General features: G+C 62.1%; 22 protein-coding genes. 11 read left to right on the top strand and 11 right to left on the bottom strand.

From position 1 onward, the window contains the following. Positions 1-62: 62 nt before the first annotated feature. The 3 genes from IB234_RS00600 (at position 63) to IB234_RS00590 (ending at position 1,747) form a co-directional block, all read left to right on the top strand. The gene (locus IB234_RS00600) at positions 63-341 is read left to right on the top strand and encodes a polyhydroxyalkanoic acid system family protein (protein WP_192312363.1); all 279 of its coding nucleotides are present in this window, start codon (positions 63-65) and stop codon (positions 339-341) included. A 117-nt stretch (positions 342-458) separates the two neighbouring features. Further along, positions 459-908, top strand: coding sequence for a phasin family protein (locus IB234_RS00595; RefSeq protein ID WP_192312361.1), 450 nt, complete (start codon positions 459-461; stop codon positions 906-908). Positions 909-922: 14 nt separating this feature from the next. After that, positions 923-1,747 (top strand): phasin family protein, encoded by an 825-nt coding sequence (locus tag IB234_RS00590; protein ID WP_192312359.1) that lies wholly within the window; start codon positions 923-925, stop codon positions 1,745-1,747. Between the two features lie 85 nt (positions 1,748-1,832). Here IB234_RS00590 and IB234_RS00585 read toward each other — a convergent pair whose 3' ends face one another. The 10 genes from IB234_RS00585 to IB234_RS00540 form a co-directional block, all read right to left on the bottom strand. Then, entirely contained in the window at positions 1,833-2,447 is a 615-nt protein-coding gene (locus IB234_RS00585) for a TetR/AcrR family transcriptional regulator (protein WP_192312357.1), read from the bottom strand. Between the two features lie 78 nt (positions 2,448-2,525). Next, positions 2,526-4,208 (bottom strand): class II poly(R)-hydroxyalkanoic acid synthase, encoded by a 1,683-nt coding sequence (phaC, locus tag IB234_RS00580; protein WP_192312355.1) that lies wholly within the window; start codon positions 4,206-4,208, stop codon positions 2,526-2,528. A gap of 158 nt (positions 4,209-4,366) precedes the next feature. Next, positions 4,367-5,224, bottom strand: coding sequence for a poly(3-hydroxyalkanoate) depolymerase (phaZ, locus tag IB234_RS00575; RefSeq protein WP_192312353.1), 858 nt, complete (start codon positions 5,222-5,224; stop codon positions 4,367-4,369). Positions 5,225-5,381: 157 nt separating this feature from the next. Then, positions 5,382-7,061 carry a class II poly(R)-hydroxyalkanoic acid synthase gene (gene phaC, locus IB234_RS00570; protein ID WP_192312350.1) on the bottom strand — a complete coding sequence of 560 codons (1,680 nt, stop codon included), beginning with the start codon at positions 7,059-7,061 and terminating at the stop codon, positions 5,382-5,384. Between the two features lie 312 nt (positions 7,062-7,373). Then, positions 7,374-7,745, bottom strand: coding sequence for a gamma-butyrobetaine hydroxylase-like domain-containing protein (locus tag IB234_RS00565; protein WP_192312348.1), 372 nt, complete (start codon positions 7,743-7,745; stop codon positions 7,374-7,376). Between the two features lie 50 nt (positions 7,746-7,795). Beyond that, positions 7,796-9,136 (bottom strand): ATP-dependent protease ATPase subunit HslU, encoded by a 1,341-nt coding sequence (hslU, locus tag IB234_RS00560; RefSeq protein WP_192312346.1) that lies wholly within the window; start codon positions 9,134-9,136, stop codon positions 7,796-7,798. A gap of 27 nt (positions 9,137-9,163) precedes the next feature. Further along, the gene (hslV, locus tag IB234_RS00555) at positions 9,164-9,694 is read right to left on the bottom strand and encodes an ATP-dependent protease subunit HslV (protein ID WP_192312344.1); all 531 of its coding nucleotides are present in this window, start codon (positions 9,692-9,694) and stop codon (positions 9,164-9,166) included. Between the two features lie 96 nt (positions 9,695-9,790). Next, positions 9,791-10,477, bottom strand: coding sequence for an SPOR domain-containing protein (locus IB234_RS00550; protein WP_192312342.1), 687 nt, complete (start codon positions 10,475-10,477; stop codon positions 9,791-9,793). Then, complete coding sequence (argS, locus tag IB234_RS00545) at positions 10,478-12,217, bottom strand: arginine--tRNA ligase (protein WP_192312340.1); 1,740 nt, start codon at positions 12,215-12,217, stop codon at positions 10,478-10,480. 79 nt (positions 12,218-12,296) lie between these two features. Continuing rightward, on the bottom strand, positions 12,297-14,516 hold the full coding sequence (locus tag IB234_RS00540; protein WP_192312338.1) for a primosomal protein N': 2,220 nt from the start codon (positions 14,514-14,516) through the stop codon (positions 12,297-12,299). 232 nt (positions 14,517-14,748) lie between these two features. Here IB234_RS00540 and rpmE point away from each other — a divergent pair, with 232 nt between their 5' ends. The 4 genes from rpmE (at position 14,749) to IB234_RS00520 (ending at position 18,562) form a co-directional block, all read left to right on the top strand. Next, complete coding sequence (rpmE, locus tag IB234_RS00535; RefSeq protein ID WP_192312336.1) at positions 14,749-14,967, top strand: 50S ribosomal protein L31; 219 nt, start codon at positions 14,749-14,751, stop codon at positions 14,965-14,967. A 2-nt stretch (positions 14,968-14,969) separates the two neighbouring features. Next, on the top strand, positions 14,970-15,770 hold the full coding sequence (locus IB234_RS00530) for a thermonuclease family protein (RefSeq protein ID WP_192312334.1): 801 nt from the start codon (positions 14,970-14,972) through the stop codon (positions 15,768-15,770). Further along, positions 15,767-17,206 (top strand): M48 family metalloprotease, encoded by a 1,440-nt coding sequence (locus tag IB234_RS00525; RefSeq protein WP_192312332.1) that lies wholly within the window; start codon positions 15,767-15,769, stop codon positions 17,204-17,206. The genes IB234_RS00530 and IB234_RS00525 overlap by 4 nt, the downstream gene beginning before the upstream one ends. Positions 17,207-17,293: 87 nt before the next feature. After that, positions 17,294-18,562, top strand: a complete 1,269-nt coding sequence (locus tag IB234_RS00520; RefSeq protein ID WP_192312330.1) for a malic enzyme-like NAD(P)-binding protein — start codon at positions 17,294-17,296, stop codon at positions 18,560-18,562. A gap of 59 nt (positions 18,563-18,621) precedes the next feature. Here IB234_RS00520 and IB234_RS00515 read toward each other — a convergent pair whose 3' ends face one another. Beyond that, a complete protein-coding gene (locus IB234_RS00515; protein WP_192312328.1) occupies positions 18,622-21,039 on the bottom strand; it encodes a penicillin-binding protein 1A in 2,418 nt (805 codons plus the stop codon). Between the two features lie 181 nt (positions 21,040-21,220). Here IB234_RS00515 and IB234_RS00510 point away from each other — a divergent pair, with 181 nt between their 5' ends. Genes IB234_RS00510 through pilP form a run of 4 tightly spaced genes read left to right on the top strand, consistent with a single transcriptional unit; the run spans position 21,221 to position 24,040 of the window. Continuing rightward, positions 21,221-22,285 carry a pilus assembly protein PilM gene (locus tag IB234_RS00510; protein WP_192312326.1) on the top strand — a complete coding sequence of 355 codons (1,065 nt, stop codon included), beginning with the start codon at positions 21,221-21,223 and terminating at the stop codon, positions 22,283-22,285. Beyond that, entirely contained in the window at positions 22,285-22,890 is a 606-nt protein-coding gene (locus tag IB234_RS00505; RefSeq protein ID WP_192312324.1) for a PilN domain-containing protein, read from the top strand. The genes IB234_RS00510 and IB234_RS00505 overlap by 1 nt, the downstream gene beginning before the upstream one ends. Next, entirely contained in the window at positions 22,887-23,519 is a 633-nt protein-coding gene (gene pilO / locus IB234_RS00500) for a type 4a pilus biogenesis protein PilO (protein WP_192312322.1), read from the top strand. The genes IB234_RS00505 and pilO overlap by 4 nt, the downstream gene beginning before the upstream one ends. Continuing rightward, a complete protein-coding gene (pilP, locus tag IB234_RS00495) occupies positions 23,516-24,040 on the top strand; it encodes a type 4a pilus biogenesis lipoprotein PilP (RefSeq protein WP_192312320.1) in 525 nt (174 codons plus the stop codon). Before pilO ends, pilP begins: the two co-directional genes overlap by 4 nt. Positions 24,041-24,060: the final 20 nt, after the last annotated feature.

The raw sequence follows: 24,060 nt of genomic DNA, 5'->3' as shown, positions 1-24,060 counted from the left end.
TGTCTTGGCGCCGGGCAGAGCTGATATAGTCGCGTGACACAAGGTCGCAGTAGGAGTCGCCCATGTCCCGCATCACCGTCGAACGCTCCCATTCCCTAGGCCTCCCTGCCGCTCGCGAGAAGGCCGAGGCGCTGGCTCAACGGCTGGCCAGCGAGTATGACGTGAAGTATCGCTGGAGCGGCGACACCCTGGAATTCAAGCGCAGTGGCGTCGATGGGAACATCGCGGTTGGCGGTGATAGTGTGCGCGTCGAGCTCAAATTGGGTCTGCTGTTATCCGCCCTGGGCGGCACCATCAAGCGCGAGATCGAGGAGACTCTCGATAAGCATCTGCAGGCCTGAGTCAGCTGCGGCAAAACGTCCAAGGCCCTAGTATGTGATTTCTAATTTTTCCCACTACCTTGCGCTCAAGTCCTGGCAAAGGACGACCAGTCCATTACTTTGAACGCGAGGTGCATCATGGCCACTAAAGTCGCCGTCAAGAAGAAAGCTGTAGTCGATAAAGTCGAAGACAAAGTCACTGTCCTCACCGACGTCAAAGCCTACGCCCGCAAGGTCTGGCTGGCTGGCCTGGGCGCCTATGCCAAGGCTGGCGCCGAGGGCGTCGACTACTTCAAGGAGCTGGTCAAGGCTGGCGAAGGCGTCGAGAAACAGGGCAAGAAACTGGTAAACGAGCAGGTCGAGGCCGCCAACAGCCAGATCGAGACCCAAATCAAAAGCGTCAAAAATGGCGTTTCCGATGTCAAAGGCAAGGTCGAAGTGCAGTTCGACAAAATCGAGAAGGCCTTCGACAATCGTGTGGCCAGCGCTCTGAACCGTCTGGGTATTCCCTCCAAGCAGGATGTTGAGGCACTCTCTGCTAAGCTGGATGAGTTGAATGCTTTGCTTGAGCGAGTGGCGCGTACCTAATTAAGGAGAGCAGGATGGCTGTTAAGAAAACTACCGCAGCAAAACCCGCTGCAAAACCGGCACCGAAAAAGCCGGTTGCCAAGAAGGAAAGCAGTTCCTGGGTCGGCGAGATCGAGAAATACTCGCGCCAGATCTGGCTGGCCGGCCTCGGCGCCTATTCGAAGATCAGCAAGGACGGCAACAAGCTGTTCGACGGTCTGGTCAAGGATGGTGAGAAAGCTGAGAAGAAGGCCAAGACCGAAGTCGATAAGCAGCTGGATGTGGTCAAGTCCAGCGTCGGCACCACTGTCGGTTCGGCCAAGTCGAAAGTCGACGAAGTCAAAGGCAAGGCCATCGGCAAGTGGAGCGAACTGGAAGAGGCTTTCGACAAGCGCCTTAACAGCGCCATCTCTCGCCTGGGCGTACCTAGTCGCAACGAAGTGAAGTCGCTGCAGACCAAGGTCGACAGCCTGACCAAGCAGATCGAGAAGCTCACCGGTCAGTCGGTCAAGCCGGTTGCCAAGCCTGCCGCCAAACCGGTTGCCAAGGCCGCTGCGAAACCTGCAGCCAAGCCGGCCGCCAAAGCTGCCGCTAAACCGGCTGCCAAGCCTGCGCTCAAACCCGCCGCCAAACCGGCCGCTAAGCCCGCAGCTAAACCTGCTGCTGCCAAGCCCGCCGCTAAACCCGCTGCAAAACCGGCCGCCAAGCCGGCTGCCGCTAAGAAGCCGGTGGTGAAGAAGACCGCAGCGCCGAAGCCGGCCGTTAAACCGGTTGCCGCCAAGCCTGCCGCTCCGGCGCCGGCTCCTGCTGCTACCCCGGCTCCGGCCGCTGCACCGGCAACGCCCGCTACTCCGTCCTGATTGTTCCGCAGGATGACAAAACGCCCGGCCTAGTGCCGGGCGTTTTGCATTTCAGAAGGGCGTTCGGTGAGGGCGGGCGGCGTCTTCAGGCTTCGAGATAGCGATGGGCGATGCGTTCGGCGGCATGGCGTGAGTCGTCGGTCAGATGTGGGGCGACCAGCATCATTACCTGGAATACCACCAGGCGTACTTCGCCGCTGGCGCCGAGGATGCGCTGGTAGTCGAGGGAGAACAGCAGGGTCAGAGTGATCTGTTCGACCAACTGGCCGAGTGCCTCGGTGTCGCTGCGCAACTGCCCTAACGCCTTGAGGCGGGCCAGCAGACTGGCCAGGGTGCGCTTGAGCTGATTGAGCCACTGACGGATACCACGGCTCAGTTTGGGCAGGCGGCCGGAGAGGTTGGACAGGTCCTGGAACAGAAAGCGGTACGAGGCCAGGCGTTCGACGATCAGATGCAGGAACAGCCAGTAGTCCTCGGCGCCCAGTTCAGCTTCTGCGGGTGGATCAAGTAAGGGCGCCAGCTCGTTCTGAAAACGCTCGAACAGCTCCATCACCAGCGGCTCCTTGCCGTGGAAGTGGTAGTAAAGATTGCCTGGGCTGATGCCCATCTCGGTGGCGATTTCGAGAGTGGAGACGTTGGGCTCGCCCTGGTCGTTGAACAGCTGCAGGGCGGTTTCGAGGATGCGGTCGCGGGTCTTCATTCCATGATCTTGTCTGGCCGCCGGAGTGTCGACGATAACCGGCCGGGGCGGGACCCGGCCAGTGCTTTTCGCCGTATCTCAGCGCACGTGAACGTAGGTGCCGGGTGAGGCCTCCATCGCCGGGTACTTGTTGCTGCCGACGCTGAACGCTGTCTCACGCTGTTCGCCGGAGCGCTGTTGGATCCACTCCAGCCACTGCGGCCACCAGCTGCCGTCCTTCTTCTCCGCATCGTAGTACCAGGCGCGTGGGTCGCTGGTCAGCTTGGTGTTTTCGACGTAAGTGGCCTTGGGGTTTCCCGGTGGGTTGAGGATGCTCTGGATATGCCCACTGTTGGACAGGATGAATCGACGGTTGCCGCCAAGCAGCAGCGCCGAGCGGTAGACCGTATCCCACGGAGTGATATGGTCGTTGATGCCGGCGACACTGAAGCTGTCCACCCCGACCTTGGACAGGTCGATTGGGGTGCCGCACACCTCGAGGCCGCCGCTGCGTGTCAGCGGATTGTGCTTGAACAGGTCGAGCAGGTCGCCGTGTAGGGCGGCGGGCAGGCGGGTGTTGTCGTTGTTCCAGTAGAGGATGTCGAATGCCGGGGGCTCCTTGCCCATCAGGTAGTTGTTGACCCAGTAATTCCAGATCAAGTCGTTGGGGCGCATCCAGGCGAACACTCGCGACATATCACGGCCATCGAGCACGCCGCTCTGGTAGGAGCGGCGCTTGGCCGACTCAAGGGTCTGCTCGTCGGCGAACAGCATCGCCGGGCTCTCCACCTGACTGTCCAGCAGGCTGACCATGTAGGTAGCGCAGCCGATCTTGCGCAGCTGGCGCTTGGCCTGCAGGTGGCCTTGCAGGGCGGCGACGGTCAGGCCACCGGCGCAGGCGCCCATCAGGTTCACTTCCTTGCTGCCAGTGATGAGCCTGCACACCTCGGTGGCGTCGTCCACCGCCTGCACATAGCTGGACAGACCCCACTCGCGATAGCGCGCGTCGGGGTTGCGCCAGCTGATCATGAACACCTGCAGGCCGTTCTTCAGGCAGTACTGGACAAAGCTTTTCTCCGGGCTGAGGTCGAAGATGTAGAACTTGTTGATCTGCGGCGGCACTACCAGCAAAGGTCGCTCGTACTGCTTCTCGCTCATCGGCTTGTAGTGGATCAGCTCGAACATCTCGCTGCGGAATACTACCGAGCCGGGCGTGGTGGCCAGGTTGCGGCCGACCTCGAAGGCCTGCTTGTTGACCTGCTGCGGCATGCCGTTGTTGTGCAGCACGTCGTCGAGTAGCTGGCGTGCACCGCGCAACGCGCTGCTGCCGCCGCTGTTGAACAGCTCCTTGACTGCCAGCGGGTTGAGCAGAGTGTTGGAGGGGGCCAGGGCGTCGTTGAGCAGGGAGAACAGGAAGTGCGCACGGGTGCGGTCGTCTGGCGACAGATCGCTCTCGTCGATCCATGCCTTGAGCTGTTTCTGCCAGGCCAGGTAGGCCTGCAGGCTACGGCGGTAGAACGGATTGAGATGCCAGGTCGGGTCGGCGAAGCGACTGTCCTGTGGATGAGGTTGGTGAGGGGTGTCGCCGAGCATTACCCGGCCCAGCTGCTTGCCGAACGACAGCAGGTGGCGCGTGCTGTGCATCGGCTGACGTAGGCCCTGGAAGGCTAGCGTCCGTAATGTGGAGAACAGGTCGCGGCCGCGCAGACCGACCATCGCGCTCTGCGCGTTCATGAAGTGTGCGGGTACCGGCATGGATCCCGGTGCAGTCTTGTCTCGCATGGGGCTGGCTCCGTCATCGTACTGTCACGTCCAGTGACAGCAAGGCTTGTACCAAAGCGCGCCGGAGGGCATTCCAGACTGCCGCGCGAAAAAATCTCCCTTGTCTGGCAGGTTCGCCTTAGGGCGATCCTGCCAGAAACAGCACTACAGTTGTGCGGTCAGTGACTGCGGGCCGGCTGCGGTTGCGGGTGCATCACCGCACGCTGCCGCTCCTCCTGGAGGAACTTCATGATGATAGGTGCCACCGCTTCGGCACGTGTCACGAGGAACAGGTGACCGTCGTCGATGACATGAAGTTCCGAGTTGGGGATGCGCCAGGCAAGCAGGCGCATATTGACCAGCGGGATGAGTGGATCGTCGTCGCCGGCCAATACCAGAGTAGGTTGGCGGATGCGATGTAGCCAGTGGATGCTGGTCCAGCCTAAGCCGGCAAACAGCTGCCAGTAATAGCCCATCTTGCCGCCCGAACGTACCTTGCTGGCGTGTGCCAGGGCCAGCTTGGGGTCGCGACGGAAGGCGCCGCCATAGATGTCCGGGGCGATATGCACGCCGTAGGACGGCTGGATGTAGCGCTTGGGACTGGCCATGCGCCAGAGCACCTTGGGCTTGCCCGGCACCATCACCGCGCCCGCCGAGGTGGCGGCCAGCACCAGCTTCTTGCAGCGCTCGGGGTAGTCGTGGGCGAACTGTTGTGCCAGCGCCCCGCCCCAGGACACACCGATTGCATTGACCTGGCCGTAGTCCAGATAGTCGAGCATGCGTGCCGCCAGCTTGGCCAGGCCGGGGAAGCGGTAGGGGGTACTCGGTGTAGATGAACCGCCGACGCCGGGAACGTCGAAGGCGATCACTTCCAGGTCCGGGTCGAGGGCGCGCACGAACGGCATCACCAGCTCCAGGTTGGCGCCGATGCCGTTGAAGATCAGCAGCGGCGTGAGGCTGCTGCTGCCCGGGCGGACCGCGGTGCGGATGGTCTGGCCGTCCAGCTCGATGGTGCGAAATACAAAAGGTTGCGGCATGCGCTAGGCCCTATACATGGATCAGCGGAGAGCGACCTTCCGGGGCCGCTCGCCAGTCTCCGCCGGCTGGCGGGCACCGCCCCGACCTTCGGTCCGAGCGGCGTGCGGCACTTCCAGGTGCCGCGGGCAGTACTGCGCAAGGTGCAGCGTGCTTGCCTCAGCGTTCGTGTACGTATGTTCCCGGCGAGGCTTCGCCTGGCGTGTAGACCTTGTTGCCCAGGGTGGTCGGCGCCTTCTTCAGCTTGCCCGAGCGCTCACCAAGCCACTGTTGCCAGTGCAGCCACCAGGAGTCGGCGTGCTTGGTCGCGTTTTCCAGCCACTGTCTGGAGGTGGCGGTTTGCTCGCTGTTGGTGGAGAAGCGTGCTTTGGGGTTACCCGGTGGGTTCAGAATGCTCTGGATGTGACCGCTGTTGGAGAGCACAAACTCGACCTTGCCGCCGAACAGCAACGAAGACTTGTAGCAGGCCTCCCACGGGGTGATGTGGTCGGTGGTGCCCGCCACGCAGTAGATATCGCTGGTGACCTGCTTGAGGTCGATCGGTGTGCCGCAGACTTCCAGGGCGCCGGCGCGGGTCAGCGGGTTGGTCTTGAACAGCTCGATCAGGTCGCCATGCAGGGCGGCGGGCAGGCGGGTGGTGTCGTTGTTCCAGTAGAGGATGTCGAACACCGGCGGTTCGTTGCCCAGCAGGTAGTTGTTGACCCAGTAGTTCCAGATCAGGTCGTTGGGGCGCATCCAGGCGAACACCTTGGCCATGTCCTTGCCTTCCAGCACGCCGGATTGGTAGGAACGGCGCTTGGCGGCCTCGAGAGTCTTCTCGTCGGCGAACAGGGCGACCTGGGTGTCGAGTTTGGTGTCGAGCACGCTGACCAGCAGGGTCATCGAGTTGACCTTCTTCTCGCCGAGGGCGGCGTAGTGGCCGAGCAGTGAAGAGATGGTGATGCCGCCAGAGCAGGCACCGAGCATGTTGATGTCCTTGCTGCCGGTGATGGCGGTGACGACGTCGACGGCTTCCTTGAGCGCTTCGATATAGGTCGACAGGCCCCATTCGCGCTGGGCCTTGGTCGGATTGCGCCAGCTCACCACGAAGGTCTGCACGCCGTTGCGCAACAGGAAGCGGGCGACGCTCTTCTCGGGCGACAGGTCGAACACATAGAACTTGTTGATCTGCGGCGGCACTACCAGCAGCGGCCGCTCGTGTACCTGCTCGGTGGTCGGCTTGTACTGGATGAGCTCCAGCAGATCGTTGCGGAAGATCACGGCGCCTTCGCTGGTGGCCAGGTTCTTGCCGACCTCGAAGGCATCCATCTTCACCTGGCTGGGCATGCCGCCGTTGTTGACAATGTCCTTGGCCAGGTGGGAAAGACCGTCTAGCAGGCTCTTGCCGCCGGTTTCAAAGAAGCGCTTCACGGCCGCAGGGTGGGCCATGCTGTTGGTCGGGGCCATGGCTTCGGTCATCAGGTTGATGACGAAGTGGCCGCGGCTGGTGTCCTGTTCGGAGAGGTTGCTGTCCTCGATCCATTCGTGCAGTTCCTTGCGCCAGGCCAGGTAGGTCTGCAGGTAGCGGCGGTAGAGCGGGTTCTGGCTCCAGGCGGGGTCGGCGAAGCGACGATCATCGGAGTCGGGGGCCAGTTCGGACTGGCCGAGCAGCACGTTCTTCAGTTCGAAGGCGAAATGGGTAACGTGCTTGGCACTGTGCAAGGGCTGCTTGATGGCTTGGGCCAGCACCATGCGGGCAGAGGTGAGTAGATCCTTGCTGCGCAAGCCGATCACCGGGTTCAAACCCAAGGTGTTTTCCGAGGCTTGGCGATGCAGGTCTTCATTATTCTTTTGGGTCATCTACGACGCTCCATTGTCCTGAGACGAATACCAACTGCAGCTGTGTTGCGGGCACAGGGCGAAGGGCTGGTACTGCTCGGGTTACCGGGTGCGGAGTGAACTCCGCGCTTTCTTCGCATTTACCGTCGGCAAATGCATGGAACCTGCCAGTTCCTTGGTTACCCGAGTTTCCACTTTTGCGCAAGTTCACGAATGTGTGGTGCGCAGCGCGCGGGAGTATGCCGACGGCGATTAGAAAATGCGCCCTAGGTATGACACTGGTGTGGCGGAAGGTGCGAGGTAGAGCGGTGCGATGGGCACCTTTGGAATGGCCTAGAGCATCAGGCGGACGATTGATTCGCTGGGGTCGCGAGATTTGCCGGCTTGCGCCAGTTCCTGCAGGTAGTCGGACCATAGCTCATCCTGACGGGTGGCGAGCTGGTAGAGGTAGTCCCAGGTATACAGGCCGCTGTCATGGCCGTCGTCGAAGCACAGTTTCAGGGCATAGTTACCGGCCGGCTCGACGCGGCTCAGCCCCACGTTCTGCTTGCCGTGCTGGAGGATGGGATTTCCGTGGCCCTGCACTTCGGCTGAGGGCGAGTGCACGCGCAGGAACTCGGCACCGAGGCTATAGCGCTCGTCGTCGTAGACCAGTTCCAGAGTGCGTGAGGCCTTGTGCAGTTTGATGGCGGTGGGCATGCGCATGGGAGGAGTCCTGGCGGGGTGGATAACGTATTATCCACCCCGCGCGCGCATCAGAGAATGTAGCGCGACAGGTCTTCGTCTTTTGCCAGTTCGCCGAGGTGACCGTTGACGTAGTCGGCATCGATACGAATCGGCTCGCCGTTGTGCTGGCTGGCCAGGTCGCCGGCGCTGAAGGAGACCTCCTCCAGCAGGCGTTCGAGCAGGGTATGCAGGCGGCGGGCGCCGATGTTCTCGGTCTTCTCGTTGACCTGCCAGGCGATCTCGGCGATGCGCTTGATGCCGTCGGCGGCGAACTCGATGTTCAGCCCCTCGGTCTTCAGCAGCTCGGTGTACTGCTCGGTCAGTGCCGCGTGCGGCTCGGTGAGGATGCGCTCGAAGTCCTCAGGCGACAGGGCCTTCAGCTCGACGCGGATCGGCAGGCGGCCCTGCAGTTCGGGCACCAGGTCGCTGGGCTTGGCCAGGTGGAAGGCGCCGGAGGCGATGAACAGGATGTGGTCGGTCTTGACCATGCCCAGCTTGGTGTTGACCGTGCAGCCCTCGATCAGCGGCAGCAAGTCACGCTGCACGCCCTCGCGGGATACATCGGCACCGCCGACGTTGGCGCGCTTGGCGACCTTGTCGATCTCGTCGATGAACACGATACCGTGCTGCTCGACCGCTTCCAGGGCGCGGGCCTTGAGGTCCTCTTCGTTGACCAGGCGCGCGGCTTCCTCGTCGCGCACCAGTTTGAAGGCTTCCTTGACCTTGAGCTTGCGGGACTTCTTCTTGCCTTTGGTCAGGCCCGAGAACAGGTTCTGCAGCTGGCTGGTCATCTCTTCCATGCCCGGCGGGGTCATGATCTCGACGCCGGCTGGCTGCTCGGCCACCTCGATGTCGATCTCCTTGTCGTCCAGCTGGCCTTCGCGCAGGCGCTTGCGGAACAGCTGGCGAGTGTTGGAGTCCTGGCTCGGCGCCGGGTCTTCGTTGAAACCAGCGCGGGCTGGGGGCAGCAGGGCGTCGAGAATGCGCTCCTCGGCGGCGTCCTCGGCGCGGTGGCTCATCTTCTGCACTTCCTGCTCGCGCAGCAGCTTGAGCGCCGCGTCTGCCAGGTCGCGGATGATCGATTCGACGTCACGGCCGACATAGCCGACCTCGGTGAACTTGGTCGCTTCCACCTTGATGAAGGGCGCGTTGGCCAGCTTGGCCAGACGGCGGGCGATCTCGGTCTTGCCGACGCCGGTAGGGCCGATCATCAGGATGTTCTTCGGCGTCACTTCCTGGCGCAGCTCGGCCGGCAGCTGCATGCGCCGCCAGCGGTTGCGCAGGGCGATGGCCACGGCACGCTTGGCGTCGTCCTGGCCGATGATGTGGCGGTTGAGCTCGGAAACTATTTCGCGGGGCGTCATGGACATGCAGGTTGGCTCCAGCAGAAACCGCGCTTACTCAGCGCAGTCTTCCTCTTCGATAGTCAGGTTCTGGTTAGTGAAGACACAGATGGAGCCGGCAATGTTCAATGCCGCCTCGGTGATTTCACGGGCGGACAGCTCGGTTTTCTGCAGCAGGGCCATGGCCGCAGCCTGGGCGAAACCGCCGCCGGAGCCCATGGCGATCAGGCCGTGTTCGGGCTCGACCACGTCGCCGTTGCCGGTGATGATCAGCGAGGCGTCCTTGTTGGCTACCGCCAGCATGGCTTCCAGGCGGCTCAACGAGCGGTCGGTGCGCCAGTCCTTGGCCAGCTCGACGGCGGCGCGCACCAGGTGGCCCTGGTGTTTTTCCAGCTGACCCTCGAAGCGTTCGAACAGGGTGAAGGCGTCGGCGGTGGCACCGGCGAAGCCGGCCAATACCTGGCCGTGGTAGAGGCGCCGGACCTTCTTGGCGTTGCCCTTCATCACGGTGTTGCCGAGGGAAACCTGGCCGTCGCCGCCCATGACGACTTTGCCGTTGCGGCGGACTGAAACGATGGTGGTCAAGGGGTGGATCTCCACGCAGCGGGGCAGATGTGCCCGAATGGAGATCAGATGGGGTGGCCCGTCCGGTTTTTCAACCGGAGCGGGTACTTTGATGGCTCAGCGGCTCTGCCGCTGTTGTAGCAAGAGATTGCTGAAGCCGCTGCCGGCTAGCTGTTTCTGCGCACTGGCCAGTTGTTCGCGGCTGGCGTAGGGGCCGACCAGCACGCGGAACCAGTTCTCGTCACGCACCTTGCCGGACTCTACTTGTACGTTCTGGCCGAGCAGGAGGATCTGCGCGCGTACCTTGTCGGCGTCCTCACGCTTGCGGAACGAACCAGCCTGCAGGAAGAACTGGGTAGTGACCGGCGCCTTGGCCACCACAACCGGTGGCGGAGGTGGGGTCTCGCCATTGAGCGCGGCTTCGGCACGGGCAGCGTCAATCTTGGCCGCCTCTTCCGGGCTCACCGGTTTGCTTTCCGGTGGTTTTACGGCATCGGCAGGCGGCAGGGCATCCGGCGGCACGATGACCTCGGATTCCGGCAGCAGGGTGTAGAAGTCGTACTTCGGCTTGGCCGGCTCCGGCGCCACCTGCGGTTTCTTCTGTTGCTCGGTGACGCGTTTCTGCTCCTCGGGCTTGGCCCGTTTCACGTCATCACGGCCCGGCTCCAGACTGAACAAGAACATGAAGAAGCCGCCGATCACCAGGCCGCAGACCATCCATACCCAGCCCGGCACCGGTTTCTTCGCCGGCGCTTGGTAGCGGCTGGCACCGCGCTTGGGTGCAGGCTTCTTCTTCGCCGCCACTTACATGCGCTCCAGGGTTTCCAGGCCCAGTAGTTCCAGGCCCTGCTTGAGGGTGCGCCCGGTGAGGGCGGCCAGGCGCAGACGGCTCTGCTGGGTGGCCTGGTCTTCGGCGGCGAGGATCGGGCAGTTCTCGTAGAAGCTGGAGAACAGCCCAGCCAGGTCGTAGAGGTAAGCACACAGCAGATGCGGCTCGCCCTTGATGGCAACGTTGTTGAGGGTGTCGGCGAATTGCGCCAGCTTGCCGGCCAGGGCCTGCTCCTGCGGCGCCTCGATGCGGATCTGCCCGCCGATCTCGGCCACTACCTTGCCCAGCTTGCGGAAAATGCTGGCGACGCGGGTGTAGGCGTACAGCAGGTAGGGCGCGGTGTTGCCCTCGAAGCTGAGCATCAGCTCGAAGTTGAAGCGGTAATCGCTGGTGCGGTGCTTGGACAGGTCGGCGTACTTCACCGAGGCGATGCCGACCACGCGGGCGATCTGGCGCAGCTCGTCCTCGGCCAGTTCCGGGTTCTTGTCCTTGACCAGGGCATAGGCGCGCTGCTCGGCTTCGTCGAGCAGCTCGACCAGCTTCACGGTGCCCCCGTCGCGGGTCTTGAACGGCTTGCCGTCCGGACCGTTCATGGTGCCGAAGCCCATGTGTTCCAGCTCCATGCTGGCCGGTACGAAGCCGGCCAGGCGCGCGGCGGCGAAGACCATCTGGAAGTGCAGGGCCTGGCGCTGGTCGACGAAGTAAAGGGCGCGGTCGGCCTTGAGCACGCTGGCGCGGTAGCGGGTGGCGGCCAGGTCGGTGGTGGCGTACAGATAGCCACCGCCGGCCTTCTGTACGATCAGTGGCAGTGGATTGCCTTCCGAGTTCTTGAACTCGTCCATGAAGACGCACTGGGCGCCGTTGTCCTCGGTCAGCAGACCCTTGGCCTGCAGGTCTGCAATAACGTTGGCCAGGTCGTCGTTGTAGGCGCTCTCGCCTTTGACGTCGGCCATGGAGAGTTTCACGCCCAGGCGGTCGTAGATGGCCTGGCAGTGCGACAGGGACTTGTCGTTGAAGCGGTTCCACAGGCGCAGGCACTCGGCGTCGCCGGCCTGCAGCTGGACCACCAGCTCACGAGCACGATCGGCGAACTCGGCGGAGTCGTCGAAGCGCTTCTTGGCGGCGCGGTAGAAACCTTCCAGGTCGGACAGCTCGCTTTCCGCGGAGATCGGGTTTTCCTGCATGTAGGCCAGCAGCATGCCGAACTGGGTGCCCCAGTCGCCCACGTGGTTCTGGCGGATCACGCTGTCGCCGAGGAACTCCAGTACGCGGGCCACGCCGTCACCGATGATGGTCGAGCGCAGGTGGCCGACGTGCATCTCCTTGGCCAGGTTCGGCGCGGACAGGTCGACCACCACGCGCTGCGGGTTACCGGCCTTGCGCACGCCGAGCTTGTCGTCGGCCAGGGCGGCTTCCAGACGTTGGGCCAGGGCGTCGCTGTTCTGGAAGAAGTTGAGGAAGCCGGGGCCGGCGATCTCCACCTTGGCGATACCGTCGTCGGCCGGCAGGGCGGCGACCAGCTTCTCGGCCAGGTCGCGCGGCTTCATGCCGGTGGGCTTGGCCAGCATCATGGCGATGTTGCTGGCGAAGTCGCCGTTGCTGCGGTCCTTGGTGTTCTCCACCTGAATGGCCGGGCTCAGGCCCTCGGGCAGCATGCCCTCGGCGGTGAGGCGGGTCAGGGCTTGCTGGATCAGGTGGCGAATCGTGTCTTTCATGGTCTGCTCGGGTCGGCCGCGGCTGGTCGAAAACTGTGCATTATCGGCGCCCGAGGGGCGCGGCTTCAAGCTTTGACGGTCAGAACAGGTCGATCGGGTCGACATCCAGCGACCAGCGTACCGCTCGCCCGCTGGGCATCGCCTCCAGTATCGGCAGCCAGTGGGCCAGCAGCTTGTGCAGTGGCGCGCGGGCGCTGGCCATCAGCAGCAGTTGCGCGCGGAAGCGCCCGGCGCGGCGTTCCATCGGTGCCGGCACCGGGCCGAGCAGCTCGATGCCGGCCAGCTTCAGCTCGTCGCGCAACTGCTCGGCATAGGTGCAGGCTTCGTCAAGGAAGCCTTCGGCCTGGCCTGGCTTGTGTGCCTCGCCACGCAGCAGGGCGAGGTGGGCGAAAGGCGGCAGGCCGGCGCCGCGGCGTTCGCTCAGAGCCTGTTCGGCGAAGGCCGGGTAACCCTGCTCGGTGAGCTGGACCAGCAAGGGATGGTCGGCCAGGTGGCTCTGGATGATTACCTTGCCCGGCTCCTCGGCGCGGCCGGCACGCCCGGCGACCTGGACGATCAGCTGGGCCATGCGCTCGCTGGCGCGGAAGTCGGCGGAGAACAGGCCGCCGTCGGCATCGAGGATGGCCACCAGGGTGACGCGCGGGAAGTGGTGGCCCTTGGCGAGCATCTGCGTGCCGACCAAGATGCATGGCTCGCCCTTGTTGATGGTGGCGAACAGCTTGTCCATCGCGCCCTTGCGCGAGGTGGTGTCGCGGTCGATGCGCAGTACCGGGAACTGCGGAAAGAGGATGGCCAAGCGCTCCTCGGCGCGCTCGGTGCCGGCGCCCACCGGGCGCAGGTCGACCTTCTGGCAGTCCGGGCAGTTGCGCGGCGTGCGCTCGACGTGGCCGCAGTGGTGGCAGCGCAGCTCGTTGTGGCGCTGGTGCAGGGTCATGCGTGCATCGCAGCGCGGGCACTGGCTGATCCAGCCGCAGTCGTGGCACAGCAGGGTGGGCGCGAAGCCGCGGCGGTTGAGGAACACCAGTACCTGCTGGCCGGCTTCGAGCGTCTGGCGGATGGCCAGTTGCAGCGGGCCGGAGATGCCGGAGTCGAGCGGCAGGCTCTTTACGTCCAGGCGCAGGAAGCGCGGCGGCTGGGCGTTGCCGGCGCGCTGGCCAAGCTTGAGCAGGGCGTAGCGGCCGGCGTGGGCGTTGTGCAGGCTTTCCAGTGACGGCGTGGCCGAGCCGAGCACGATCGGCAGGTTTTCCTGGCGTGCGCGCACCAAGGCCAGGTCGCGGGCGTGGTAGCGCAGGCCTTCCTGCTGTTTATAGGAGGCGTCGTGTTCTTCATCGATGATGATCAGCCCCGGGTTCTTCATCGGGGTGAACAGTGCCGAACGGGTGCCGATGATGATGTCGGCCTCGCCGTCGCGGGCGGCCAGCCAGGCGTCCAGGCGCTCGCGGTCGTTGACCCCGGAGTGCAGCAGGGCGATGCGTGCGTTGAAGCGCCGGGAGAAGCGCTCGACGGTCTGCGGTCCCAGGTTGATCTCGGGGATCAGCACCAGGGCCTGCTTGCCGGCTTCCAGGCAGTGGCGGATCAGCTGCAGGTAGACCTCGGTCTTGCCGCTGCCGGTAACGCCATACAAGAGGTAGGCGCCGAAGCCGCCCATGCCGGCCTGCATCGCGTTGAAGGCGGCGCGCTGCTCCGCGTTGAGTGGTAGCTCCGGTTGCGCCAGCCAGCCGCCGTGGCGCTGCAGCGGTGCGCTGCGGCGCACCTCGACACGGACCAGCCCCTTTTCCAGCAGCAGGTCGAGGCTGTCCTTGTTCAGCTGCAGTTTGCTCAGCAGACCGTGCGGTACGCCGTGATGGTGCTGGGCCAGGGCGCGCAGCGCCTCGCGCTGGCGCGGCGCACGGGCCAGGCGCGGGTCATCCGCGCTGGCACCCTCGGTCGCGTGCCAGTAGCGTTCCTGGCGTACTTCGGCCGGCTCGCCCTGGCGCAGCAATACCGGCAGCGCCCAGCTCAGGGTGTCGCCGAGGCTGTGCTGGTAGTACTGCGCGGTCCACAGGCACAGCTTGAACAGCTGCGCCGGCAGCGGCGGGGTGCGGTCGAGCAGTTGCAGGGCGGGCTTGAGCTTGTCCTGCGGCACGTCAGTGCTGTCCGCCAGTTCCACCAGCACGCCAATCACCTCGCGCCGACCGAACGATACGCGCAGGCGTACGCCAGGCTGCAGCATCGAACGGGACACACCCTCGGGCGCGCGATAGTCGAACAGGCGGCGCAGCGGCGAGGGCAGGGCGAGGCGCAGGATGGTGTCAGGCACGGCGGGCTCCGGAATCGAAGCGGCGACTCTAGGGGCTGCTGACGTTTTGGTGCAAGCCGCGTTGCAGCGTCAAATGGCGCCAAAGCGTCAGCAGCCCCTCGCACGGCCGCACGTCGCCACGGTCCGGCGGCGGCTTGCGCAGTGGTGATGGTCTGGTATAGTGCGCGGCCTATTTCCGTGCGGTACTTGGCAACGAGCCGAGTGGCGGCACACTTAAACCGAGGAAAGTACGATGAAAGCCGATATCCATCCGCAATACGAAGAAATGGTCGCCACCTGCAGCTGCGGCAACGTGATCAAGACCCGTTCGACCCTGTGCAAGCCGATGAGCCTGGACGTGTGCTCCGAATGCCACCCGTTCTACACCGGCAAGCAGAAGATGCTGGATACCGGTGGTCGTGTTGACCGCTTCAAGCAGCGTTTCGGCATGTTCGGCGCCAAGACCGAATAATAGTGGCTCAAACCACTTTGCTGAAAAAGGCGTCCCTGGTGGGCGCCTTTTTCGTTTCTGTCTGCCTAGTTCTGCCGGCTCAGGCCTTCTGCCCGCTGGTCGACGACCTGGCGCCGCTGCGCGTGGTCAAGGTGGTGGATGGCGATACGCTGCGCCTGGCCGATGGTCGCAGCGTGCGGTTGATTGGCATCAACGCGCCGGAGCGTGCGCGTGACGGCCGCCCGGCCGAGCCCTTCGCCGAAGCGGCGACCAAGCGCCTGCAGGCTCTGGTGGCGGCTAATGACGGGCGCATCGGCCTGCGTGTCGGCAGCAAGGCTCGTGACCATTACGGTCGCACTCTGGCACACGCTTACGATGGTGGTGGACGCAATCTAGAGGCACAGCTGCTGGCCGAGGGTCTGGGCTACCGCGTGGCATTCGAGCCGGCCAGCGGCCTGGAAGACTGCCAGGGCAGCGCCGAGGATGAGGCACGCGAGCGGCGCGTCGGGCTCTGGCAGCAGACGCGGATCGTCACTCCTTTCGATCTGCGCAGCGGCGGCTTCGCCCTGGTGCGCGGCAAGGTTGCGCGGGTACAGCGCAATCGTGGTGGCCTGTGGCTCGAGATGGATGGGCCGCTGGTGCTGCGCGTCGAGCCCAAGCTGCTGCGCCACTTCGACGAGGCGGCGCTGCAGCGCCTGGCGGGGCGGCAGATCGAGGTGCGCGGCTGGGTGATTGACCGTTCCCGGCGCGGCGGCGTACAACCGGATCAAGCCCGCTGGATGCTGCCGCTGAGCCACGCGGCCATGCTAGAGGTGTTGCCATGAAGTTGCGTCTGTTCCTGCTGCTATCCCTGCTTGTCCAACTCGCCGGTTGCGCGGTCAATCCGGCTACCGGGCGCACCGATTTCGTGATGATGAGCGAGCAACAGGAGATCGACCTGGGGCGCAACTACGCCCAGGAGATCGCCAAACAGTACCCGCGCTACGCCGATGAAAAGCTGCAGGCCTACGTACAGCAGGTGGGCGAGCGGGTGGCGCGCACCAGTCATCGCAGCAACCTTGCTTACACCTTTACTGTCATCGACTCGCCGGACATCAATGCCTTCGCCATTCCGGGTGGGCACATCTATATCCACCGCGGGCTAATGGCCTATCTCGGCTCCGAAGCGGAGTTGGCCGCCGTGCTCGGGCATGAAGTCGGGCACGTCACCGCCCGCCATAGCGTGCGCCAGCAGAGCCAGTCGACGGCCTGGAACATCCTCGGTCAGGCCGTGGCGATCGGCACCGGCGTTGGTGCTGCCGGCGATATCACCAATGTGCTGGGCGGCGCCCTCGTGAGTGGTTACGGCCGCGACATGGAGCTGGAGGCCGACGGCTTCGGTGCCCAGTACCTGGCGCGTAGCGGCTATGACCCGCAGGCGATGATCGAAGTGGTCAAGGTGCTGAAGAGCCAGGAGGACTTTGCTCGCGACGAGGCCCAGGCCAAGGGCCAGGAAGTACCGCCGGCCGGCTATCACGGCCTGTTCGATACCCACCCGGACAACGACACCCGCCTGCGCCAGGTGGTGGCTTCGGCAACTCCACTGGCGACCGCGCAGGGCGAGGTGGGGCGCGACAGCTACCTGAAGCGCATCGAGGGCATGCCCTTCGGTGATTCGGCGGAAGCGGGCGTGCGTCGTGGCCAGCGCTTCTATCACGTCGGCCTGGATTTCACCCTGACCATTCCGCAGGGCTGGGAGCTGATTAACCGCCCGGATGCGGTGATCGTCCACAGCGGCGATCAGCAGGCCTTCATGGTCATGAGCATGCAGCCGCTCAAGGCTGGCATGGACTCGCGCACCTTCGTTCGCGAGCGCACAGGTGGCCGTGGCCTGACCAACGAACAGAGCTTCAAGCAGAATGGCCTGGACGTCACCACTGGCGTGCTGACCGGCGATGGCGCCAAGCGAGTGGCGGTGGTCGCTCGCGAGAGTGAGGCTTTCCTCTTTATCGGTGCGGTGAAAGGTCGCGGCTCGCTGGAGAGTGCCGACGAACAGTTCATGGAGGTGGTGCATGGTTTCCGACCGCTGCAGGCGAACGAGCGCCAGCAGGGTGAGCCCTGGCGCCTGAGATTGGTGCAGTTCAAGGCTGGGCAAAGCCTGGAGGCGTTGAGCCAGGAGATGGGTGGCGAGGGTGACAGGTTGAAGCGTCTGCGCCTGTTGAATGGTCTCTATCCGACCGGTCAGCCACATCCTGGCGATTGGCTCAAGGTAGTTCGCTGATCCGCTCGGAGGCCCGATCTTGTGGGCCTTGGCCATCTTGCGTATGCTCGCTCGCCTGCCTTTCACAGCAAAGCGGAAATAGCCGAAATGTCTGATCTGAAAACTGCCGCTCTCGAGTATCACGCGCAGCCCCGTCCGGGCAAATTGAGCGTCGAACTGACCAAGCCTACCGCCACCGCCCGCGACCTGTCCCTGGCCTACAGCCCGGGCGTGGCCGAGCCGGTGCGCGAGATTGCCCGCGATGCCGAACTGGCCTATCGCTACACCGGCAAGGGCAACCTGGTGGCAGTGATTTCCGATGGCACCGCGATCCTTGGCCTGGGTAACCTGGGGCCGCTGGCCTCCAAGCCGGTGATGGAAGGCAAGGGCGTGTTGTTCAAGCGTTTTGCCGGTATCGATGTGTTCGATATCGAGGTCGATTCCGAAAGCCCGCAGGCCTTCATCGATACCGTCAAGCGCATCTCCATTACTTTCGGCGGCATCAATCTGGAAGACATCAAGGCGCCTGAGTGTTTCGAGATCGAGCGCGCGCTGATCGAGCAGTGTGACATTCCAGTGTTCCACGATGACCAGCATGGCACCGCTATCGTCACTGCGGCCGGCATGCTCAATGCCCTGGAAATCGCCGGTAAGACCCTGCCGGAAGCGAAGATCGTCTGCCTCGGCGCTGGCGCCGCGGCTATCTCCTGCATGAAGCTGCTGGTGAGCATGGGCGCCAAGGTTGAGAACATCTTCATGCTTGATCGCAAGGGCGTGATCCATGCTGATCGCGACGACCTCAACCAGTACAAGGCGGTCTTCGCCCACTCTACCGAGAAGCGCAGTCTGTCCGATGCCCTCGACGGTGCCGATGTATTCGTCGGTCTATCCGGTGCCAACCTGCTGAGCCCGGACGACCTCAAGCGCATGGCGCCGAACCCGATCGTGTTCGCGTGCTCCAACCCGGACCCGGAGATCAAGCCGGAGCTGGCTCGCGAGGCGCGTCCAGATGTGATCATGGCCACCGGCCGTTCGGACTATCCGAACCAGGTCAACAACGTGCTTGGCTTCCCCTTCATTTTCCGCGGAGCCCTGGACGTTCGCGCCACCCGCATCAACGAGGAGATGAAGATTGCTGCCGCCAACGCCCTGCGCGATCTGGCCAAACTGCCGGTGCCGAAGGAAGTCTGCGACGCATACGGTGGTATCGAGCTGTCCTTCGGTCGCGAATACATCATTCCGAAGCCGATGGATGCGCGCCTGATTACCGTGGTGGCTGATGCAGTGGCCAAGGCCGCGATCGAGACCGGCGTGGCGACCTTGCCGTATCCGAAGCACTATCCGCTGAAGTCGGTAGACGACGTGTTCAACGGCTGATTGCCAGACCAATAAAAAGCCCCGCAAAGCGGGGCTTTTTATTGGTCGACATTAACGGGTCAGAACAGATCGAGCGGTGCAGATTCGTCGGCTGGCAATGGGCTGCCTGGGATGCCCATGCCGGGATCTAGCTCGCTCATTGGCGGTGGCGAATCTTCACTCTTGAACAGCTCAAAGTAAGCGTCCGGAGCGCCCGGTGAGGCGGCGCGGCCGCTAACCGGGTCGACTCGCAGGCTGAGCAGGCCGGCTGGCTCGGGTGGCAGGTGGTCGGGTTTATCCTTGAGCGCGGCTCCCATGTAGCTCATCCAGATCGGCAGGGCCACGGTGCCGCCGTATTCATTGCGACCAAGACTTTCCGGTTGATCGAAACCGACCCAGACTGTCGTCATGTAGTCGGCGTTGTAGCCAGAAAACCAGCTGTCCTTGGACTCGTTGGTGGTGCCGGTCTTGCCTGCCAGGTCGCCACGGCCCAGAGCTAGCGCGCGACGGCCGGTGCCGCGCTTGATCACGTCCTGCAGCATGCTGGTCATGATGTAGGCGGTGCGTTCGTCAATGATCTGCTCGGCGAGTACCGGTTCCTGCAGCTCAGCATTCGGCTCCTCGATCAGCAGGGCAGCATTCTGTTCCTCGACCAACTGAGCGCTCTCCGGTGTGCGGGGTGGGTTGGCGGTGAACAACGGCTTGCCGTCGCGGCTATCGATGCGCTCAATGAGGTAGGGCTGGATCTTGCGCCCCCCGTTTGCGAAGGCGCTCCAGCCGCTGGCGATTTCCAGGGGGGTCAGCCCGGCCGTGCCGAGCGCGAGAGACAGGTTGCGCGGCAGCTCCTGGCGGTTGAAGCCGAAGGTGCTGATGTAGTCGAGGGTGTAGTCGATGCCGATGGTCTGCAATAGGCGAATCGACACCAGGTTGCGTGACTTGTACAGGGCTTCGCGCAGGCGAATGGGGCCGAGGAAGGTATTGTTGTCATTCTTCGGTCGCCAGGCCTCTTCCATGCCGGCTTCCTGGAAGACGATGGGCGAGTCGTTGACCAGGCTGGAGGCTGTGAAGCCAGCATCCAGGGCAGCACTGTAAATGAATGGCTTGAAGCTGGAGCCGGGTTGGCGCTTGGCCTGGGCAGCACGGTTGTAATTGCTCTGCTCGAAGGAGAAGCCCCCGACCAGGGCGCGTATCGCGCCGTTCTGTGGGTCCAGCGAGACCAGCGCGCTCTGGGCTAAGGGTATCTGGCGGAACAGCAGTGAATCATTCTTCGCATCGTGCTCAACACGGACGAGGTCACCGATCTGAGCTACATCAGCCGGCTTCTGAGGGCGCGGCCCCAGGCTGTTGGTGTTGAGGAAGGGGCGAGCCCATTTCATGCTGCCCCAGGCCACTGGCTGCTCTTCGCCGCTGCGCAGAAGGACCATGACGCCGCTCTTCTCCACTTGTGTGACGATGGCAGGCTGCAGGCCCCCGATACTCTTGTACTTGGCCAGCTCCTGCAGCCAGGCCTCGCGGGTCAGGCCCGGCAGGCGTGTTTCGGGGCCGCGGAAACCGTGGCGCTGATCATAAGCGATGAGGCCATCGTGAAGGGCGGCGTTGGCAGACTCCTGCAATGTCGACGGTACCGTGGTAGTGACACGAAAACCTTCGGTGTAGGCGTCGCTGCCGTAGCGGCCAACCATCTCGGCGCGAGCCATCTCGGCAATATAGGGAGCGTGGAGCTCTACTGGTTGAACGTGATGACGAGCCCCAACCGGCTCCGCCAGTGCAGCTTCGTACCTGGCTTGATCGATGGCGCCCAGCTTGTGCATGCGCCCGAGAATCCAGTCTCGACGTTCCATGCTGCGCTGGGGGTTGACCAGGGGGTTGTAGCGTGACGGAGCCTTGGGGAGGCCGGCGATCATTGCGAGCTGGCCGAGACTCAGATCGCGAATGGACTTGCCGTAGTACACCTGTGCGGCGGCTTCGATGCCGTAGGCGCGATTGCCTAGATAGATCTTGTTGACGTAGAGCTCAAGGATCTCGTTCTTGCTGAGCTCACGCTCTATCTGTAACGCGAGCAGGATTTCATTGATCTTGCGTGAGAAGCTGCGTTCGCTAGTGAGGAAGAAATTCTTCGCGACCTGCATGGTAATCGTGCTTCCGCCCGACTGGATGTGGCCGCTTGCCAATAACTGCGTAGCAGCGCGCATCAGGCTGGTGAAGTCGACGCCATAATGGTTCGCAAAATTGTCATCCTCGGCCGCCAGCAGGGCGCGGATGAAGTCGGGAGGGATGTCCTCGAAGCGGATCGGCGAGCGACGCATCTCGCCGAATTCAGCGATCAGCTTGCCGTCTGTGCTATAGACCCGCAGAGGGATCTGCAGCTGGATGCTGCGCAGCGATTCGACGGAAGGTAAGCCGGGACTAAGATAGAGAAAGGCTCCGCTGAAACTGAGCACTAACCCGCAAAAAGCGGCGACGCAGGACCACCAGAAAAACTTCAGCAAACGCATCAAGGTTCTTGGAATTCCAGATAAAAGAAAGGGTTAAGTGTTGTGCGGTGCGAAAAGGGGAAAACTGTTCACATTATAAGCGGTTTTTTTGCGGGGGAGCCATTTGCGCTTCTGTCAAGACTGTTATTTAATGTGGAAAAACATAAATAGTCCGTAAGTCTCGGATGCAGATAGGAAATCGGTCGTGCTAGGGCTCTTCAATAAGAAAGCGAATACGCTTCTGGGGATCGACATCAGTTCGACCTCAGTCAAGCTCCTTGAATTGAGTCGCTCCGGAAGCCGCTACAAGGTAGAGGCCTACGCCGTCGAGCCGCTCCCCCCAAATGCTGTGGTCGAGAAAAACATCGCTGAGCTCGAGGGGGTCGGTCAGGCCCTCTCGCGCGTTCTCAGCAAGTCTAAGACCGGTGTACGGACCGCTGCCGTTGCTGTGGCCGGTTCCGCGGTGATCACCAAGACCATCGAAATGGAAGCCGGCCTCAATGACGACGAGCTGGAAAATCAGCTGAAGATCGAGGCCGATCAATACATTCCCTATCCGCTCGAAGAGGTCGCCATCGACTTCGAGGTACAGGGGGGTTCTGCGCGCAACTCCGAGCGTGTTGAGGTTCTGCTGGCAGCTTGTCGGAAGGAGAATGTCGAGGTTCGCGAGGCGGCTCTCGGGCTTGCGGGTTTGACCGCCAAGGTAGTTGACGTCGAGGCGTACGCGCTGGAGCGCGCCTTCGGATTGCTCGAGTCGCAGCTGGGTGGTAACGCCGACGAGCTGACGGTTGCGGTCGTCGATATCGGTGCGACCATGACGACGCTGAGCGTTTTGCATGATCGGCGCACAATCTACACGCGCGAACAGCTCTTTGGTGGTCGCCAGCTGACTGAGGAAATTCAGCGACGTTACGGCTTGTCCGTAGAAGAGGCAGGGCTGGCGAAGAAGCAGGGAGGTCTCCCTGATGATTACGAAAGCGAGGTGCTGCAACCTTTCAAAGAGGCTGTTGTGCAGCAGGTCTCTCGTTCGCTTCAGTTCTTCTTCGCTGCGGGCCAGTTCAATGATGTCGATTACATCCTCCTTGCTGGTGGCACTGCGTCGATTCCCGATCTCGATCGGCTGATTCAGCAGAAGATCGGAACTCCTACCTTGGTAGCCAATCCGTTTGCCGATATGGCACTGGGTGGCAAGGTCAACGCTGGTGCTCTGGCTAGCGATGCGCCGTCCCTGATGATTGCCTGTGGTCTGGCGATGAGGAGTTTTGACTGATGGCGCAAATTAACCTACTCCCATGGCGTGAGCAGCTGCGAGAGGAGCGCAAGCAGCGGTTCGTTGCCACAATCCTTGGGACATTAATTGTTGCTGGCGGTTTGGTGTTTCTGGGGGGGCAATATCTTCACCAGGCGATTGATCAGCAAAACGCCCGCAATGAGTTCATTAAAAAAGAGATTGCAGTTCTGGATGCGCGTATTCAGGAAATTAGTGAGCTCAAGCAGCGTCGCCAATTGCTTCTTGAACGAATGAAAATTATCCAGGATCTTCAAGGCAATCGTCCAATTATAGGTCGGATTTTCGATCAGTTGGTTCGTACCTTGCCGGATGGTGTTTATTTTACAGATCTGAAAAGAACTGGAAGTAGTATTTTGATTGTCGGGGCTGCGGAGTCCAATAACAGGGTTTCGAGTCTTATGCGAAATCTGGATGCTTCTGATTGGTTTACGGCTCCCAATCTTACCGAGGTCAAGGCAACAACTGCCGGTGCAGTTGATCAGGCGAACACCTTCCAGTTGACGGTGCAACAAACTCAGCCGGGAGTCGCAGCTGGGGAGCCTGGAAGCCCTGTAGCATCTATTAACGGTGGTCAGAAGCCATGAGTGTTGCAGAATCTCTGAATTCCCTTAAGCGGGTAGATATATCCGAGCTAGACCTTAATAACCTTGGTTCGTGGCCTCCTGTTGTAAAAGTCATAGCTTGTGTGCTTGCTCTGATTGCAGCGCTAGCGCTGGGGTACAATTTCTATCTTAAAGACCTCCAGTCAACTCTTGACCAAAATCGGGCAACTGAGCAGACGCTGAAAGAGCAGTTTTCTGCAAAAGCATTTCAAGCTGCCAATCTGGACGTTTATAAATCTCAAATGAAGGAGATGGAAGAGTCGTTCGGGGCTTTGTTGCGTCAGTTGCCAGGTGATACTGAGGTCCCGGGGTTGTTGGAAGATATTACCAGGACCGGCTTGGGTAGTGGCTTGGAGTTCGAAGAAATAAAACTGCAGCCTGAGGTTGCTCAGCAGTTTTATATAGAGCTGCCGATCCAGATAGTTGTTGTTGGTGGCTACCATGATCTAGCCACCTTTGTCAGCGGTGTTGCTAGCTTGCCGAGGATTGTGACTCTGCATGATTTCCATGTTGAGTTACCTAAGAAAGAAGATGCTGGTGGCAGCAGCAAGTTGCGAATGAGCGTGTTGGCAAAAACGTATCGTTATAATGAAGAGGGGGTCGGTAAATGAAAGCTTCCCGCTTTTCATATGTGGTTTTTGTGGCTTTTGTGCTTGGTGGTTGTGGTGGTGGGGATTTTTCGGATCTGCAAGCCTTTATGGATGAGGTTAGGGCGCGCCCTAAGGGGGCGATTGAGCCTTTGCCAAAGTTCGTTCCGTACGAGGCGTTTACATATTCGGCAGCTGGGCTTCGTAGCCCGTTTCAACCGCCGATTAAAGTTGACGTCACTGCATCCTCTAAAGGTTCTCGAGATGTAAAGCCGGATGAGACTCGAGTTCGGCAGTTCTTGGAAGGCTTCAATATTGAAGTCTTTGAGATGGTCGGAACGCTTGCCAAAGATGGGGGGGTTTATGCTTTGGTTCGTGGAGCTGGTGGGGTGCATCGAGTAAAGGTTGGAGATTACCTCGGGCGTAATCACGGGCGAGTGACTGCGATTGACGAAGCTGTGATCAGCGTTTTGGAGATTGTCCCCGATGGCGAAGGTGGCTGGTTAGAGCGTCCTCGAAGTATAACTCTTAAAGAGCGCACTTAGTCGCGGGGTTTGTATGAAGA

It is taken from the genome of Pseudomonas sp. PDM16, assembly GCF_014851865.1.
Lineage (GTDB): Bacteria > Pseudomonadota > Gammaproteobacteria > Pseudomonadales > Pseudomonadaceae > Aquipseudomonas.
Note: the sequence above shows the minus strand (reverse complement) of the source record. Positions and strands in the feature narration are given on the sequence as shown.